This is a genomic window from Pseudomonas sp. Marseille-P9899 (assembly GCF_903166565.1).
GTDB classification, from domain to species: domain Bacteria; phylum Pseudomonadota; class Gammaproteobacteria; order Pseudomonadales; family Pseudomonadaceae; genus Aquipseudomonas; species Aquipseudomonas huaxiensis.
This window is the reverse complement of sequence record NZ_CAESCG010000009.1, coordinates 234,270-250,101: the sequence shown is the minus strand read 5'-3', so window position 1 is coordinate 250,101 and position 15,832 is coordinate 234,270. Positions and strand designations below refer to the sequence as shown.

General features: G+C 65.0%; 12 protein-coding genes. 7 read left to right on the top strand and 5 right to left on the bottom strand.

Translation table 11 applies throughout. The features are described 5' to 3' along the window. Positions 1–317: 317 nt before the first annotated feature. The 4 genes from HWV67_RS29140 to mnmC all read right to left on the bottom strand — a co-directional run bounded on the left by HWV67_RS29140 (position 318) and on the right by mnmC (position 7,182). Complete coding sequence (locus tag HWV67_RS29140) at positions 318–1,505, bottom strand: osmoprotectant NAGGN system M42 family peptidase (RefSeq protein WP_175653737.1); 1,188 nt, start codon at positions 1,503–1,505, stop codon at positions 318–320. A gap of 14 nt (positions 1,506–1,519) precedes the next feature. After that, entirely contained in the window at positions 1,520–3,265 is a 1,746-nt protein-coding gene (ngg, locus tag HWV67_RS29135) for an N-acetylglutaminylglutamine synthetase (RefSeq protein ID WP_175653736.1), read from the bottom strand. Between the two features lie 3 nt (positions 3,266–3,268). Then, the gene (locus HWV67_RS29130) at positions 3,269–5,056 is read right to left on the bottom strand and encodes an N-acetylglutaminylglutamine amidotransferase (protein WP_175653735.1); all 1,788 of its coding nucleotides are present in this window, start codon (positions 5,054–5,056) and stop codon (positions 3,269–3,271) included. 134 nt (positions 5,057–5,190) lie between these two features. Further along, positions 5,191–7,182 carry a bifunctional tRNA (5-methylaminomethyl-2-thiouridine)(34)-methyltransferase MnmD/FAD-dependent 5-carboxymethylaminomethyl-2-thiouridine(34) oxidoreductase MnmC gene (gene mnmC, locus HWV67_RS29125; RefSeq protein WP_175653734.1) on the bottom strand — a complete coding sequence of 664 codons (1,992 nt, stop codon included), beginning with the start codon at positions 7,180–7,182 and terminating at the stop codon, positions 5,191–5,193. A gap of 136 nt (positions 7,183–7,318) precedes the next feature. On the opposite strand from mnmC, the gene pap reads away from it, so the two are divergent. After that, positions 7,319–8,812, top strand: a complete 1,494-nt coding sequence (gene pap, locus HWV67_RS29120; protein ID WP_175653733.1) for a polyphosphate:AMP phosphotransferase — start codon at positions 7,319–7,321, stop codon at positions 8,810–8,812. Positions 8,813–8,965: 153 nt separating this feature from the next. After that, entirely contained in the window at positions 8,966–9,922 is a 957-nt protein-coding gene (locus tag HWV67_RS29115; RefSeq protein ID WP_175653732.1) for a DMT family transporter, read from the top strand. 1 nt (position 9,923) lies between these two features. Here HWV67_RS29115 and HWV67_RS29110 read toward each other — a convergent pair whose 3' ends face one another. Then, positions 9,924–11,318, bottom strand: coding sequence for a class II fumarate hydratase (locus tag HWV67_RS29110; protein WP_175653731.1), 1,395 nt, complete (start codon positions 11,316–11,318; stop codon positions 9,924–9,926). A 159-nt stretch (positions 11,319–11,477) separates the two neighbouring features. Here HWV67_RS29110 and HWV67_RS29105 point away from each other — a divergent pair, with 159 nt between their 5' ends. From HWV67_RS29105 to HWV67_RS29085, 5 genes are all read left to right on the top strand, one after another. Further along, entirely contained in the window at positions 11,478–12,005 is a 528-nt protein-coding gene (locus HWV67_RS29105; protein WP_175653730.1) for a DUF2059 domain-containing protein, read from the top strand. A 12-nt stretch (positions 12,006–12,017) separates the two neighbouring features. Next, positions 12,018–12,317: a BolA family protein gene (locus HWV67_RS29100; protein WP_175653729.1), complete on the top strand. Its 300-nt coding sequence runs from the start codon at positions 12,018–12,020 to the stop codon at positions 12,315–12,317. 115 nt (positions 12,318–12,432) lie between these two features. Continuing rightward, positions 12,433–13,368: an oxygen-dependent tRNA uridine(34) hydroxylase TrhO gene (gene trhO, locus HWV67_RS29095; protein WP_095155484.1), complete on the top strand. Its 936-nt coding sequence runs from the start codon at positions 12,433–12,435 to the stop codon at positions 13,366–13,368. Positions 13,369–13,371: 3 nt separating this feature from the next. Continuing rightward, entirely contained in the window at positions 13,372–14,004 is a 633-nt protein-coding gene (locus tag HWV67_RS29090; protein ID WP_095155485.1) for a DsbA family protein, read from the top strand. Further along, positions 13,997–15,829 (top strand): ABC transporter ATP-binding protein, encoded by a 1,833-nt coding sequence (locus HWV67_RS29085; protein ID WP_175653728.1) that lies wholly within the window; start codon positions 13,997–13,999, stop codon positions 15,827–15,829. The genes HWV67_RS29090 and HWV67_RS29085 overlap by 8 nt, the downstream gene beginning before the upstream one ends. The last annotated feature ends 3 nt before the right edge of the window (positions 15,830–15,832 follow it).

The following is a 15,832-nucleotide window of genomic DNA, read 5'->3' as shown; positions in this document are numbered from 1 at the left end:
CGGTCACCTGCAATCCCGTGGGAGCGGATTCATCCGCGAAGGGCCGCAAAGCGGCCCTAAATCCATCCAGCACCTTGTTTCTGGCTGGTCTGGATCTCGCATTCAGGCGTCCTGAGGTCGAAAGAAACACCGAACATAGAAAGCCACCTCGTGCAGGATGGTTTTGGGGCCGCTTTGCGGCCCTTCGCGGATGAATCCGCTCCCACAGTTTTGGGGTGGCCTGAAGCTTTTTGCTTGCCTGTGAGATGTGTAGATACCCCTGCTCATCGCTGGCTTGTCGGGGCGCCGAACCGCAGCGATGAGGTCCTCAATTCAACTCACTGATCCCGCCTGCCCAGCACCTCCTCAACCGCCGGCACCCGCGTGTCACTCTCCATCTGCGCGTCATGCTCAAGTTGATGACTGAACCGCTCCAGTGAACTCCCCGCCGGATGCGAGTCGGCGGCGAACACCGGTGGGCTCAGCAGGTACGCGCCCAGCAACCGGCTCAGCGCCGCCAGGCTGTCGATATGGGTGCGTTCATAACCGTGGGTTGCATCACAACCGAAAGCCAGCAACGCAGTACGAATATCGTGCCCGGCGGTGATCGCCGAGTGGGCGTCGCTGAAGTAATAGCGGAACAGGTCACGCCGCACCGGCAGGTTGTGTTCATGGGCCAGGTGCAGCAGGTGCCGCGACAGGTGGTAGTCATAGGGCCCGGAAGAGTCCTGCATCGCCACGCTCACCGCGTGTTCGCTGGAGTGCTGGCCGGGCGCGACCGGGGCGATGTCGATGCCGACGAATTCGCTGACATCCCAAGGCAGGGCGCCCGCAGCGCCGGAGCCGGTTTCTTCGGTGATGGTGAACAGCGGATGGCAGTCGATCTGCGGCTGCTGGCCGCTTTCGACAATGGCCTTGAGCGCCGCCAGCAATGCGGCGACGCCGGCTTTGTCATCCAGGTGCCGGGCGCTGATATGGCCGCTTTCGGTGAACTCGGGCAAGGGATCGAAGGCGACGAAATCACCAATGTTGATCCCCAGCGACTCGCAATCGGCGCGGGTCGCGCAGTAGGCGTCCAGGCGCACTTCGATGTGCTCCCAGCTCACCGGCATCTGGTCAATGGCGGTGTTGAAGGCGTGTCCGCTGGCCATCAGCGGCAGCACACTGCCGCGCAACACGCCGTTGTCGGTGAACACGCTGACCCGGCTGCCTTCGGCGAAACGGCTGGACCAGCAACCCACCGCCGCCAGGCCCAGGCGGCCGTTGTCCTGCAGGTTGCGCACGCTGGCGCCGATGGTGTCCAGGTGCGCGGAAACGGCGCGGTCCGGGGAGTTCTTGCGGCCCTTGAGGGTGGCGCGGATGGTGCCGCGACGGGTCAGCTCGAAGGGGATGCCGAGTTCTTCCAGGCGTTCGGCAACGTAGCGCACGATGGTATCGGTAAAGCCTGTGGGGCTGGGGATCGCGAGCATTTCCAGCAGGACTTTCTGCAGGTAGTTCAGGTCCGGTTCGGGTAGTGGGGCGGACATACGCACTCCTTGGTTCATGGCGTGGGCCGGCTGTGAGGAAACAGCAGGTCGACGAAACGTTCGGCAGTGGGTTGAGGTTCGTGGTTGGCCAGGCCAACGCGCTCATTGGCTTCGATGAACACGTACTCCGGCTGATCGGCGGCGCGGACCATCAGGTCCAGCCCGACCACCGGGATATCCAGGGCGCGGGCGGCCTGGATCGCGGCATCGATCAGGGTCGGGTGCAATTGCGCGGTGACGTCTTCGAGGCAGCCGCCGGTGTGCAGGTTGGCGGTGCGGCGGACCGCCAGGCGCTGCCCTGCGGGCAGCACGCTGTGGTAGTCGAGGCCGGCGGCGTGCAGGGTGCGCGCGGTTTCGTCATCCAGCGGGATGCGGCTTTCACCACCGGTGGCGGCCTGGCGTCGACGGCTCTGAGCTTCGATCAACGCGCCGATGCTGTGCAGGCCATCGCCGATCACCTCGGCCGGGTGACGGATGGCTGCGGCCACCACTTCAAAACCGATCACCACGATGCGCAGGTCGAGCCCTTCGTGGAAGCTTTCCAGCAGCACCCGGCTGTCGAAGCGACGGGCCTGTTCGATGGCGTGGTTGAGTTCGTCAAGACTGCTCAGGTTGACGGCGACGCCATTGCCCTGTTCGCCATCCACCGGCTTGACCACCACCGCGCCGTGGTCTTCGAGGAAGGCCAGGTTGTCATCGGCGCTGCCGGCCAGTTGCTGGGCCGGCAGCTTCAGGCCGACGGCGGCGAGGGTCTTGTGGGTCAGTTGCTTGTCCTGACAGAGGGCCATGCTGACCGCGCTGGTCAGATCGCTCAGCGACTCGCGGCAACGCACCCGGCGCCCGCCATGGTTGAGGGTGAACAGCCCTGCATCGGCATCATCCACCTGCACGTCGATGCCGCGGCGATAAGCTTCCTCGACGATGATCCGCGCGTAGGGATTCAGCCCGGCTTCAGGACCGGGCCCGAGGAACAGCGGCTGGTTGATGCCGTTCTTGCGCTTGACCGCGAAGGTCGGCAGGTTGCGGAAGCCGAGCTTGGCGTAGAGGCGCTTGGCCTGACGGTTGTCGTGCAGCACCGAGAGGTCGAGGTGGCTGAGCCCGCGACTCATGAAGTGCTCGATCAGGTGGCGCACCAGCACCTCGCCGACCCCCGGCCGGGTGGTGTTCGGGTCCACCGCCAGGCACCAGAGGCTGCTGCCCAGTTCCGGGTCGTCAAACGCCTTGTGGTGATTCAGGCCCATGACGCTGCCGATCACCGCGCCGCTGTCTTCGTCCTCGGCCAGCCAGTACACCGGCCCGCCGAGATGACGCGGGGTCAGCAGGACGGTGTTCACCGGCAGCATGCCGCGGGTCAGGTACAGCGTGTTGATCGCCTGCCAGTCCTCGTCGCTCTGCGCGCGGCGGATGCGGAAGCCACGGAACACCCGCTGCGCCGGGCGATAGTCGCTGAACCACAGGCGCAGGGTGTCGGACGGATCGAGGAACAGTTGCTGCGGCGCCTGGGCCAGCACTTGCTGCGGCGCGGCGACATACAGCGCGATATCGCGCTCGCCGGGTTGCTCTTCAAGCAGCGCGGCGGCCAGCAGGGCCGGCTCGGAATAGGTGTGGCCGACCAGCAAGCGGCCCCAGCCGCAATGCAGGGCGCGGGGCTCGTCGCTGGGTTCGTTGCCGTCACCGGCCAGGCGTGCCTGCAGCCGTTCATAGGACGGCACCTGGCCGCGCAGCAAGCGCTGGCCGTAGGCGGAAGTGTGAGGCTTCATCGGTCAGATTCCTTGTTCGCTGAGCCACAGATTGAGGGCCGCCAGTTGCCACAGTTTCGAACCGCGCAGCGGTGTGAGCTGACCATGCGGGTCGCTCAGCAGGCGGTCGAGCATCGCCGGGTTGAACAGGCCGCGATCCTGGCTCGGGTCGAGCAGCAACTCGCGCACCCAGTCGAGGGTCGCGCCTTGCAGATGCTTGAGGCCGGGCACCGGGAAATAGCCTTTCTTGCGGTCGATCACTTCGCTTGGGATGACCAGCCGCGCGGCTTCCTTGAGTACTTGCTTGCCGCCGTCGGGTAGCTTGAAGCGCGCCGGGATCCGCGCCGACAGCTCGACCAGGCGGTAATCGAGGAACGGCGTGCGTGCCTCCAGTCCCCAGGCCATGGTCATGTTGTCGACCCGCTTCACCGGGTCATCCACCAGCATCACCGTGCTGTCCAGGCGCAGCGCCTTGTCCACCGCCTCGCGGGCGCCGGGCTGGGCGAAATGCTCGCGGACGAAATCACCGGCGGCGTCATGCTCCAGCAGCCAGGGCAGTTGCACGGCGTCGCGGTATTCGGCGTGGCTGCGGTCGAAGAACGCGGCGCGGTAAGCCGCGAGCGGGTCCTGCGCGCCATCCACCTGCGGATACCAGTGATAACCGGCGAACAGTTCGTCGGCGCCCTGGCCGCTCTGCACCACCTTGCAGTGCTTGGCCACTTCCCGCGACAGCAGGTAGAAAGCGATGCAATCGTGGCTGACCATCGGCTCGCTCATGGCCCGGAAGGCCGCTGGCAACTGGGTGATGATCTCGCGCTCGTCGATGCGCAATTGGTGGTGACGGGTGCCGTAGTGTTTGGCGATCAGGTCGGAGTACTGGAACTCGTCGCCGCGTTCGCCGCCGGCATCCTCGAAGCCGATGGAGAAGGTCGACAGGTCCTCGACCCCGGCCTCGCGCAACAAGCCCACGAGCAGGCTGGAATCGACGCCGCCCGAGAGCAGCACGCCGACATCGACGGCCGCGCGCTGACGGATCGCCACCGCCTCGCGGGTGCTGTCCAGAACCCGGTCGCGCCAGTCTTCCAGGCCCAGGTCCTGTTCATCGGTGTGGGGCCCGTAATGCAGGCTCCACCACTGTTGCTGCTGGCTGCGGCCCTGGGCGTCGATACGCATCCAGGTGGCTGGCGGCAGTTTCTCAATGTTCGCCAGCAGGGTGCGCGGTGCCGGCACCACGGCGTGGAAGTTCAGGTAGTGATTGAGCGCTACCGGGTCCAGCACCGGGTCGATATCGCCGCCTTTCAGCAGGGCCGGCAAGGTCGAGGCGAAACGCAGGCGCTCGTTGGTCCGCGACAGGTACAGCGGCTTGACGCCGAGGCGGTCGCGGGCGAGGAACAGTTGCTGGCGGTCGCGCTCCCAGATTGCCAGGGCGAACATGCCGTTCAGCCGTGGCAGAAGCTGTTCGCCCCAGGCGTGATAGCCCTTGAGCAGCACTTCGGTGTCGCCGCCGGAATAGAAGACGTAGCCGAGGCTTTCCAGCTCGCTGCGCAGTTCCGGGAAGTTGTAGATGGCGCCGTTGAAGGCCAGCGACAGGCCCAGTTGCGCATCGACCATGGGCTGGGCCGAGCCATCGGACAGGTCCATGATTTTCAGGCGGCGATGGCCCAGGGCGATCGGCCCCTGGCTGTGGAAGCCCCAGGCGTCGGGGCCGCGGGGCGCCAGGTGATGGGTTATCCGTTCAACCGCGGCGAGGTCCGCCGGGCGCGAAGGGGTGGCTACAGGGGTGAAACGAAACTCTCCAGCTAATCCGCACATAAGTCCTTACCGGTTTTGCCGTTGGGGAAGGTGCCCGAAAGGTGGGCACTCAGAAACTGACCGGTGCGAATCCTGGGAGTTTTAGATCGATATGGAATAAGTGGAAAGGCCCTGCGCAGACACGCGCCCAGGGTTTACCTCCCGCTACCGCGCTTCAGTTCGCGCAGCATGAAGCGATTTGGATGGCAGGCCTCCGCCAGTTCCCGTGGCACTGGCAGGGCATCGCCGTTGATCCACGCCGCCACCAGCTCCCCGCACAACGGTGCGGTAATCAGCCCGCGAGAGCCGTGTCCGCTGTTCACATAAAGCCCCTCCAGCCATGGGCAATCGGCTTCGGGAATCTGCCGGGCGTTCCTCGCCAGGGACGCATAGGCTTCGGCGAACTTCGGCGCATCCGCCACCGGCCCCACCAGCGGCAGGTAATCCGGGGTGGTGCAGCGAAATGCAGCGCGGCCTTCCAGTCGGTGCGGGTCTTGGTGATCGATATCCAGACGCTCGGCGAGGTCGGCGGAGATTTCCCGCAGCAGCTCCAGGTTGCTGCGGTGCTCCTCGGTGGTCGGGGCCAGGTCAGTGCTGTGGAAATCGAAACTGGCCCCCAGGGTGTGCTCGCCCTGCCGCGACGGCGCGACATAGCCGTCGGCGCAGACCACGGTGTTCAGCGTCTGGCTGGCGGCCGTGACCGGCAGGCGGGTGATCTGCCCGCGTATGCGCTTGAGCGGCAAGCCGGCGCAGCCGTCGAAGCGCTGGATATCGGCGGCACCGGCCAGCACCACCACCGGCGCCGAGGCCAGCAGCCGCTCGCCATCCCAGGCTTGCCAGAGGCCATCGACCTTGCGCAGTTGCAGCGCGTCATGGTGCGTGAGCAGGCGCACATTGGGCTGCGCGAGGTGCCAGCGGCAGAGCGCCGGCGGGTGCACCCAGCCGCCTTCGGGATAGAACAGCCCGCCGCTGGCCAGGGCCACCCCGGCCACGGCCTCGGCGTGCTGACGGTCCAGGCGTTGCAACAATTCCTCGTTGAAGGCGCCGGCCAGCACGGCCTGACGTTGCTCTTCCTTGTCGTCGAAGGCCAGTTGCAGCACGCCGCAATCGTCCCAGTCGGTGCCGCGCTGCAAGCGCTCCAGCAGACGCCGGGTGTGGCCGAAGCCGCTGACGATGAGTTGCGAGAGCAGCGTGCCGTGGGCCGACAGTTTCAGGTACAGCACGCCTTGCGGGTTGCCCGAGGCTTCCTGCGCCGGGCCGGCGTGGCGCTCCAGCAACTCGACCTGCCAACCGCGCGCGGCGAGGCTCGCGGCACTGGCGCAACCCGCCAGTCCGGCACCGATCACCAGTGCCTGGCGCGGGTCGGACAACTCCGGTGGCCGGCGATACCAAGGCGCTGCGGGTGCTGGCGCCGGATGCTCCTCCGGCCGGCTCTCGAAGCGTCCGCGCAGCACTTCCCATTTTTTGCCGATGCCGGGAATGCGCTTCATCTTGAAGCCCACCGCGATCAGCGCCCGGCGCACCCAGCCGGTGCTGGTGAAGGTGCCCAGCGTGGTGCCAGGCACGGAAAGCCGACCGACCTGGGCGAACAGTTCCGGGGTCCACATGTCGGGGTTTTTCGCCGGGGCGAAGCCATCGAGGAACCAGGCGTCGACCTGGCCGTCCAGCCGGGCGAACTGTTCGCTGGCGTCACCGATCATCAGGGTCAGGCTGACCCGGCCGTTATCGAAGAGGAAGTGCTGGTAACCGTCGTGCACCGCGACGTATTGCTGCAGCAGCGCCTCGCTGAAACTCGTCAGTTCCGGCCACAGGGCCAGGGCGCGGCGCAGGTCGTCGCGGCTGAGGGGAAACTTCTCGGCGCTGATGAAATGCAGGCGGCTATCGGCGGGCGCGAGTTGCTCGAACAACTGCCAGGCGCAGAAGAAATTCAGGCCGGTGCCAAAGCCGGTTTCGCCGATGGTCAGGCGGCTTCCCGGCGCCAGGGCCTTGAGGCGTTCGCGCAGGTCGTTCTGCTCGATGAACACGTGCTCGGTTTCCGCCAGGCTCTGGTCCTTGGAGAAATAGATGTCGTCGTACTGCCGCGAATGCGGTCGGCCTTGTTCGTCCCAGTCGATCTGGGCGTGGCGTGGGGCGGGGGTGTCGGTCATGGCGGGCTCGGCTACAGCGGATGGCGCATTCTATCTGATCGCCCGGCGGCCGTTTGACCTGGCGCAAGCTCGCGCACGGCAGCGACAAAATCGATGGCGATCCGCTAGTCTTGCTTATCCAAGAAGGGAGCCTGGTATGTTTGAATCCGCTGAAATCGGTCACGCGATCGACAAAGAAACCTACGACGCCGAAGTGCCCGCCCTGCGCGAGGCCCTGCTCGAAGCCCAGTTCGAGCTCAAGCAGCAGGCACGTTTCCCGGTCATCGTGCTGATCAACGGCATCGAGGGCGCTGGCAAGGGCGAGACGGTCAAGCTGCTCAATGAATGGATGGACCCACGGCTGATCGAGGTGCGCACCTTCGACCAGCAGAGCGATGAAGAACTGGCCCGGCCACCGGCCTGGCGCTACTGGCGGGCACTACCGGCCAAGGGGCGGATGGGCGTGTTCTTCGGCAACTGGTACAGCCAGATGCTGCAGGGGCGGGTTCATGGCCAGTTCAAGGACGCGGTGCTGGACCAGGCCATCAGCGGTGCCGAGCGCCTGGAGCAGATGCTTTGCGACGAAGGCGCGCTGATCTTCAAGTTCTGGTTCCACCTGTCCAAGAAACAGATGAAGGGGCGGCTCAAGGCGCTCAAGGCTGACCCGCACAGCCGCTGGATGATCAGCCCGCTGGACTGGCAGCAGTCGGAAACCTACGACCGCTTCGTGCGCTTCGGCGAGCGCGTGCTGCGTCGCACCAGCCGCGACTATGCCCCCTGGCATGTGATCGAAGGCTCGGACCCGCATTACCGCAGCCTGGCGGTTGGGCGGATTCTGCTGGAGGGCCTGCAAAACGCCCTCAAGACCGAAGGCACGATCAAGCAGCCCACCCACATTGCCCCGCTGGGCGAGAGCATCGACCAGCTCAGCCTGCTGGACAGCCTCGACCTGAGCGTGCGGCTGGACAAGAACGAGTACCAGGACCAACTGCTCACCGAGCAGGCACGCCTGGCCGGGCTGCTGCGCGACAAGCGCATGAAGCACCATTCGCTGGTGGCGGTATTCGAAGGCAATGACGCGGCGGGCAAGGGCGGGGCGATCCGCCGGGTGGCCGCGGCGCTGGACCCGCGTCAGTACCGCATCATTCCCATCGCCGCACCGACCGAGGAAGAACGCGCGCAGCCGTATCTGTGGCGTTTCTGGCGGCACATCCCGGCACGCGGCAAATTCACCGTCTTCGACCGTTCCTGGTACGGCCGGGTGCTGGTGGAGCGGGTGGAGGGCTTCTGCACCCCGGCCGACTGGATGCGCGCCTACGGCGAGATCAACGATTTCGAAGAGCAGTTGAGCAATGCCGGCGTGGTGGTGGTGAAGTTCTGGCTGTCCATCGACCAGCAGACCCAACTGGAGCGGTTCCAGGAGCGCGAGCAGATCCCGTTCAAGCGCTTCAAGATCACCGAGGAAGACTGGCGCAACCGCGACAAGTGGGACCTGTACGCCCAGGCGGTGGGGGATATGGTCGACCGCACCAGCACTGAGATCGCCGTCTGGACGCTGGTGGAAGCCAACGACAAGCGCTGGGCCCGGGTGAAAGTGCTGCGCACGATCAATGACGCGCTGGAAGCCGCGTTTCGCAAGCACAAGAAGTAAATAGCGGCGTGGGGGCGCTGGCAGGCCAGCGCCCCCACGTGACTCCGGCCTTTTGAAAGGGCGCGATGTCCTTTCTGGACCAGCACCGCACCGGGTCCAGCTGTCAGTGTGTTGCCGTACACCCAACCACCACCCCGGGCTATCGAGGCCATCATGCATATCTCTTCCGGACGCTGGGCCTATGGTCTGTTCCTGGCGCTGTTGACGGCCCTGCTGTGGGGCATCCTTCCGGTCAAGCTCAAGCAGGTCCTGCTGGTCATGGACCCGATTACTGTCACCTGGTATCGCCTGCTGGTCTCCGGCGGGCTCTTGTTCGCGTGGCTGGCGGCAACCCGCCGGCTGCCGTCGTTCACGCCGCTGGGGCGGCGCGGCAAGCTGTTGGTGGCGGTCTGCACCTTCGGCCTGGTGGGCAACTACGTGCTTTATCTCATCGGTCTGAAGCTGATCAGTGCCGGCACCGCGCAGTTGGTGGTGCAGGTGGGGCCGGTGTTGTTGCTGATCGGCAGCGTGTTTCTGTTCAAGGAACATTTCAGTGCCGGGCAGGGTTTCGGTCTGGCCCTGTTGCTGGCGGGTTTCGGGTTGTTCTTCAACCAGCGGCTGGAGGAATTGCTGACCTCGCTCAGCGCCTACACCACCGGCGTGCTGGTGATTCTGCTGGCGTCGACGATCTGGGTGTTCTATGCCCTCGGCCAGAAGCAGTTGCTGACGGTGTGGAATTCCATGCAGGTGATGATGGTGATCTACCTGTGCTGCGCGCTGTTGCTGACGCCCTGGGCGCATCCGCTGGAAGTGCTGCAACTGACGGCGCTGCAAGGCTGGCTGCTACTGGCCTGCTGCCTGAATACCCTGGTGGCCTACGGCGCGTTCGCCGAGGCGCTGGCGCACTGGGAGGCTTCGCGGGTCAGCGCAACCCTGGCGCTCACGCCGTTGGTGACGTTCGTCGCCGTGGCGTTGGCCGCGTGGTTGTGGCCGGATTATGTAACCGCCGAGCAGATCAACGGCCTCGGGTATGCCGGCGCGTTGGTGGTGGTGCTGGGGTCGGCGCTGACCGCCTTGGGACCGTCGATCAGCGCCGGCTGGCGAGCCAGGCGCGCACGCCTGGCCCGTTGACTCAGCCTTTGCCACCCGCCTCGAGCATCTGCTCGGGGCGGACCCACTCATCGAACTGGGCATCAGTCAGGTAACCCAGCGTGAGCGCCGCTTCGCGCAGGGTGGTGCCTTCGCTGTAGGCCTTCTTGGCGATTTCCGCCGCTTTGTCGTAGCCGATATGCGGGTTCAGCGCGGTCACCAGCATCAGCCCGCGCTCCAGGTGCGCGGCCATCTGTTGCGGGTCCGGCTCGATGCCGGCGACGCAGTGCTGCTGGAAGTTGCGGCAGCCGTCAGCCAGCAACTCGATGGATTGCAGCAGGTTATGAATGATCACCGGCTTGAACACGTTCAACTGCAAATGGCCCTGGCTCGCCGCGAAGCTGACCGCGGTGTCGTTGCCGAGCACCTGGCAGGCCAGCATCGACAGGGCCTCGCACTGGGTCGGGTTGACCTTGCCGGGCATGATCGAGCTGCCCGGCTCGTTGGCCGGCAAGCGCACTTCCTGAAAGCCGGCGCGAGGGCCGGAACTGAGCAGGCGCAGGTCGTTGGCGATCTTCATTAGCGCCACGGCGAGGGTTTTCAGGCCGCCGGCGAGGCTGGTCAGCGGTTCATGGCCGGCCAGGGCGGCGAACTTGTTCGGTGCGGTGACGAACGGTAGCCCGGACAGCGCCGCCAATTCCGCCGCGATAGCCTCGGCGAAGCCGTGCGGCGCGTTGAGCCCGGTGCCGACCGCCGTGCCGCCCTGGGCCAGTTCACAGACTGCCGGCAGCGCCGAACGGATGGCCCGCTGGGCGTAATCGAGCTGGGCGACCCAGGCCGAGACTTCCTGGCCGAAGGTGATCGGCGTCGCGTCCATCATGTGGGTGCGCCCGGTCTTGACCAGGTGCATGTGCCGCGCCGACAGCTCCGCCAGCCCCGCAGACAGCTCGGCGATCGCCGGCAGCAGATCGGCGTGCACCGCCTGGGCGGCGGCGATGTGCATGGCGGTGGGGAAGCAGTCGTTGGAACTTTGCGAGCGGTTGACGTGATCGTTGGGGTGCACCGGGTCTTTGCCGCCGCGGCCTTTGCCGGCCAGTTCATTGGCGCGGCCGGCGATCACTTCGTTGACGTTCATGTTGCTCTGGGTGCCGCTGCCGGTCTGCCAGACGACGAGCGGGAACTGATCATCGTGCTGGCCGTCGAGCACTTCGTCGGCGGCCTGTTCGATCAGTCGGGCGATCGCTGCGGGCAGGTCGCCGTTGCGGTCGTTGACCCGTGCAGCCGCTTTTTTGACCAGCGCCAGGGCGTGCAGCACCGCCAGCGGCATGCGTTCCTTGCCGATGGCGAAGTTGATCAGGGAACGTTGCGTCTGGGCGCCCCAGTAAACGTGGTCCGGAACTTCGACCGGTCCGAGGCTGTCAGTTTCGATACGGCTCATGCGCTACCCACTCCTTATGCAAGATGCAAGGTCTGACAAAGCAGTTTAGGCCCTGATGATCCGGGCCGGTTCCATAGTCTCTCGTACTATTGAGCAGAAGCTCCGGTCGGCGCAGAATGCTCTACGCTGGAAACACTCACTTACTTTTAAGGAATTTCGATGACCCGTCTTCGCGCCCTCTGCACGGCTGTCGCGCTGGTTTGCGCCAGCGGCCAGGTTTTCGCCGATGCCGCCAGCCACGCTAAATCTGCCGAGACATTCCTCATGCTGGCGCACGCCGACAAGCTCGGAACTCCGGTCTACATGCAGGTTCAGCAGATGTTCGGTCAGCGCTTCGAACAGACCAAAGCCCCTGCTTCGAAGAAGTCCGTGCTCGACAGCTACCAGGCCAAGGCCAACGCCGCGCTGGATAACGCCATCGGCTGGAACAAGCTCAAGCCAGACATGATCAAGCTGTACACCAGCGCGTTCACCGAGACCGAGCTGAAAGACCTGGTGGCCTTCTACCAGTCGCCGCTGGGCAAGAAAGTCCTGGAAAAAATGCCTGTCGTTACCCAGCAATCGGCCCAACTGACCCAGCAGAAGCTGGAAAGCGCGGTGCCGGTGGTCAACAAGCTGCTGGATGACATGACCAAGGAACTCGACCCGAACGCCGGCAAAGCCGCCGCTCCAGCCAAGAAGCCGTAAGCGGGGCCGTTCATGTCGATGCAACAGAAGATCGAACAGAGCCTTCAAGCACTGGCCACCCAGCACCTGGAGGTGCTGGACGAGAGCCACATGCACAGCCGTGGCGTGGAAACCCACTACAAGGCGGTGCTGGTCAGTGAGCAATTCGAAGGCCTGAACAGCGTCAAGCGGCACCAGAAGGTCTACGCCACCCTCGGCGACCTGATGGGCCAGTTCCATGCGCTGGCGTTGCACACCTACACCCCGCAGGAATGGGAAAAAGTCGGCAGCGCGCCGGCTTCGCCCACCTGTGCCGGAGGCAGCAAGCACTGATTTCAAATTCAGGTTTTGCTAGAATCCGCACCCGCGCCGCTTGTCGGCGCGTTTTTATTTGTATTTTTTGACCCGGTCCGCCCTTTACGAGGGTGACCACTGGAGAGTTGCAAGCATGACCCAATCCATTGTCGTGGCGGCGCTGTACAAGTTCGTCACCCTCGAAGACTACGTCGAGCTGCGCGAGCCGCTGCTCGCCTGCATGGAAGCCAACGGTGTCAAAGGCACCCTGCTGCTGGCCGAAGAAGGCATCAACGGCACGGTTTCCGCCACCCGCGAAGGTATCGACGGCCTGCTGACCTGGCTGCGCAATGACCCGCGCCTGGTGGATGTCGACCATAAAGAGTCGTACTGCGACGAACAGCCGTTCTACCGCACCAAGGTCAAGCTGAAGAAAGAGATCGTCACCCTGGGCGTGCCAGGTGTGGACCCGAACAAGGCGGTCGGCACCTACATCGAGCCCCAGGACTGGAACGCCATCATCAGCGACCCGGAAGTCCTGCTGATCGATACCCGCAACGATTACGAAGTGGCCATCGGCACCTTTGAAGGCGCGATCGATCCGAAGACCACGTCCTTCCGTGAATTCCCCGACTACATCAAGGCCAACTTCGACCCGTCGCGGCACAAGAAGGTCGCCATGTTCTGCACCGGTGGCATCCGTTGCGAAAAGGCCTCCAGCTATATGCTCGGTGAGGGTTTCGAAGAGGTCTATCATCTTAAAGGCGGGATCCTGAAATACCTTGAAGAGGTGCCTCAGGAGCAGAGCAAGTGGCAGGGCGACTGCTTCGTCTTCGACAACCGGGTCACCGTGCGTCACGACCTCAGCGAAGGCGACTACGACCAGTGCCACGCCTGCCGCCACCCGATCAACGCCGACGAGCGGGCCTCGGAGCACTATTCGCCAGGTATCAGTTGCCCGCATTGCTGGGACAGCCTGAGCGAGAAGACGCGCCGCAGCGCCATCGACCGGCAGAAACAGATCGAACTGGCCAAGGCCCGCAACCAGCCGCACCCGATCGGGTTCAACTACCGCAAAGCCGAGGTGTGATTCATGACCGCTCGCCTGCTCTACGTCATGGACCCGATGTGCTCCTGGTGCTGGGGATTCGCCCCGGTGGCCAGCGCCTTGATCGCCCAGGCCGGGCAGGCGGGGGTTGAAACCCATCTGGTGGCTGGCGGCCTGCGCAACGGCAGTTCGCCGCTGGATGCCTCGACGCGGCGTTATATCCTCGAACATTGGCAGGCGGTCAACGAGGCCACCGGCCAGCCGTTCCAGCTCGAGGGCGCGATGCCGGAAGGCTTCGTCTACGACACCGAACCGGCCTGCCGCGCCCTGGTCACCGCTCGCAGCCTTGATCCGCAAGCGGTCTGGCCGCTGCTCGGATTGATCCAGCAGGCGTTCTACCAGCATGGCGAAGACGTCACCCTGGCGCCGAAGCTGGTGGAACTGGCCGAGCAGGCCGGTTTTGACCGCGCGCGTTTCTCCGCGGCCTTCACCAGCCCCGAGCAGCGTAGTGCCACTGCCGCCGATATCACCTGGGTCCAGGACCTGGGCATCGCTGGATTCCCCACTTTGCTGGCCGAGCGCAACGGCCAGCTCGCCTTGCTGACCAACGGCTACCAGCCGCTGGAAGCCCTCGAACCGTTGCTGGGTCGCTGGCTGGAGCGGGCCGCTTATGCTTGATCTGCCAGGCTCGCCCGACCCGGTTCCCGGGCCTGCGGCGGCGTCTGCCGATCGCTTGAGCTGGGCGGAAATCCGCCGCCTGGCCCTTCATCACAAAAAAGCCCTGTGGACCGCCAACGGCGTTGCCGTACTGGCGGCGCTGTGCAGCGTGCCGATCCCGCTGTTGCTGCCGCTGCTGGTGGATGAAGTGCTGCTGGGTCACGGCGACGCGGCACTGAAGTGGATGAACCAGTTGCTGCCTGCCAACTGGCAGGTGGCGGCCGGTTATATCGGCCTGATGCTGACGGTGACTTTGATCCTGCGCTGCTCCGCCCTGGCCTTCAACGTGGTCCAGGCCAAGCTGTTCGCCGGGCTGGCCAAGGACATCGTCTACCGCTTGCGCATCCGCCTGATCGAGCGCTTGAAGCGGATTTCCCTGAGCGAATACGAAAGCCTCGGCAGCGGCACGGTCACCACGCACCTGGTGACCGACCTGGACACCGTGGACAAGTTCGTCGGCGAAACCCTCAGCCGCTTCCTGGTGGCGGTGCTGACCCTGACCGGCACTGCGGCGATCCTGATCTGGATGCACTGGCAACTGGCACTGCTGATCCTGCTGTTCAACCCGCTGGTGATCTTCGCCACGGTGCAGTTGGGCAAGCGGGTCAAGCACCTGAAGAAGCTGGAAAACGACAGCACCTCGCGGTTCACCCAGGCGCTGACTGAAACCCTCGATGCGATCCAGGAAATCCGCGCCGGCAACCGCCAGGGCTATTTCCTCGGCCGCCTCGGGCTGCGCGCCCAGGACGTACGCAACTACGCGGTGGCCTCACAGTGGAAAAGCGATGCGAGCAGCCGCGCCAGTGGTCTGCTGTTCCAGTTCGGTATCGATATCTTCCGCGCGGCGGCGATGCTTACCGTGCTGTTCTCGGACCTCAGCATCGGCCAGATGCTCGCGGTGTTCAGTTACCTGTGGTTCATGATCGGTCCGGTTGAGCAGTTACTGAACCTGCAATACGCCTACTACGCGGCGGGCGGCGCGCTGAGCCGGATCAACGAGCTGCTCGCACGGGCCGACGAGCCGCAGTTCCCCGGTGGCACCGATCCCTTCCAGGGCCAGACCACCGTGGGCATCGAGGTGCGCGGGCTGCGCTTCGGCTACGGCGAGGAGCCGGTGCTGGACCAGTTGAACCTGTCCATCGCCCCCGGCGAGAAGGTCGCGATCGTCGGCGCCAGCGGCGGCGGCAAAAGTACCTTGGTGCAACTGTTGCTGGGCTTGTACAGCGCCCAGGCTGGGAGCATCCGCTTCGGCGGCGCGACCCTGCAGGAGATCGGCCTGGAAACCCTGCGCGAGAACGTCGCGGTGGTGCTGCAGCACCCGTCGCTGTTTAACGACACGGTGCGTGCCAACCTCACCATGGGCCGCGATTGTTCCGATGACGCCTGCTGGCAGGCGTTGGCCATCGCCCAACTGGACGAAACCATCGGCGCCTTGCCCCAAGGGCTGGACAGCGTGGTCGGCCGTTCGGGCGTTCGCTTGTCCGGTGGTCAGCGCCAGCGTCTGGCGATTGCGCGGATGGTCCTGGCCGAACCCAAGGTGGTGATTCTCGACGAGGCCACTTCGGCCCTCGACGCGGCGACTGAATACAACCTGCATGTCGCCTTGGCACGCTTCCTCAGTGCCCGCACCACGCTGATCATTGCCCACCGCCTGTCGGCGGTGAAACAGGCCGATCGCGTGCTGGTGTTCGACGGCGGTCATGTGGCCGAGGACGGTGGCCATCAGCAACTGATCGCCGAGGGTGGCCTGTACGCCAAGCTTTACGGGCATTTGCAGCAAAGCTGATAG

Bases quoted from the DNA above. Each gene is read 5' to 3' on its own strand.
- HWV67_RS29140 (WP_175653737.1), bottom strand. From the start codon at position 1,505: ATGTCCGCCCCACTACCCGAACCGGACCTGAACTACCTGCAGAAAGTC.
- ngg (WP_175653736.1), bottom strand. From the start codon at position 3,265: ATGAAGCCTCACACTTCCGCCTACGGCCAGCGCTTGCTGCGCGGCCAG.
- HWV67_RS29130 (WP_175653735.1), bottom strand. From the start codon at position 5,056: ATGTGCGGATTAGCTGGAGAGTTTCGTTTCACCCCTGTAGCCACCCCT.
- mnmC (WP_175653734.1), bottom strand. From the start codon at position 7,182: ATGACCGACACCCCCGCCCCACGCCACGCCCAGATCGACTGGGACGAA.
- pap (WP_175653733.1), top strand. From the start codon at position 7,319: ATGTTTGAATCCGCTGAAATCGGTCACGCGATCGACAAAGAAACCTAC.
- HWV67_RS29115 (WP_175653732.1), top strand. From the start codon at position 8,966: ATGCATATCTCTTCCGGACGCTGGGCCTATGGTCTGTTCCTGGCGCTG.
- HWV67_RS29110 (WP_175653731.1), bottom strand. From the start codon at position 11,318: ATGAGCCGTATCGAAACTGACAGCCTCGGACCGGTCGAAGTTCCGGAC.
- HWV67_RS29105 (WP_175653730.1), top strand. From the start codon at position 11,478: ATGACCCGTCTTCGCGCCCTCTGCACGGCTGTCGCGCTGGTTTGCGCC.
- HWV67_RS29100 (WP_175653729.1), top strand. From the start codon at position 12,018: ATGTCGATGCAACAGAAGATCGAACAGAGCCTTCAAGCACTGGCCACC.
- trhO (WP_095155484.1), top strand. From the start codon at position 12,433: ATGACCCAATCCATTGTCGTGGCGGCGCTGTACAAGTTCGTCACCCTC.
- HWV67_RS29090 (WP_095155485.1), top strand. From the start codon at position 13,372: ATGACCGCTCGCCTGCTCTACGTCATGGACCCGATGTGCTCCTGGTGC.
- HWV67_RS29085 (WP_175653728.1), top strand. From the start codon at position 13,997: ATGCTTGATCTGCCAGGCTCGCCCGACCCGGTTCCCGGGCCTGCGGCG.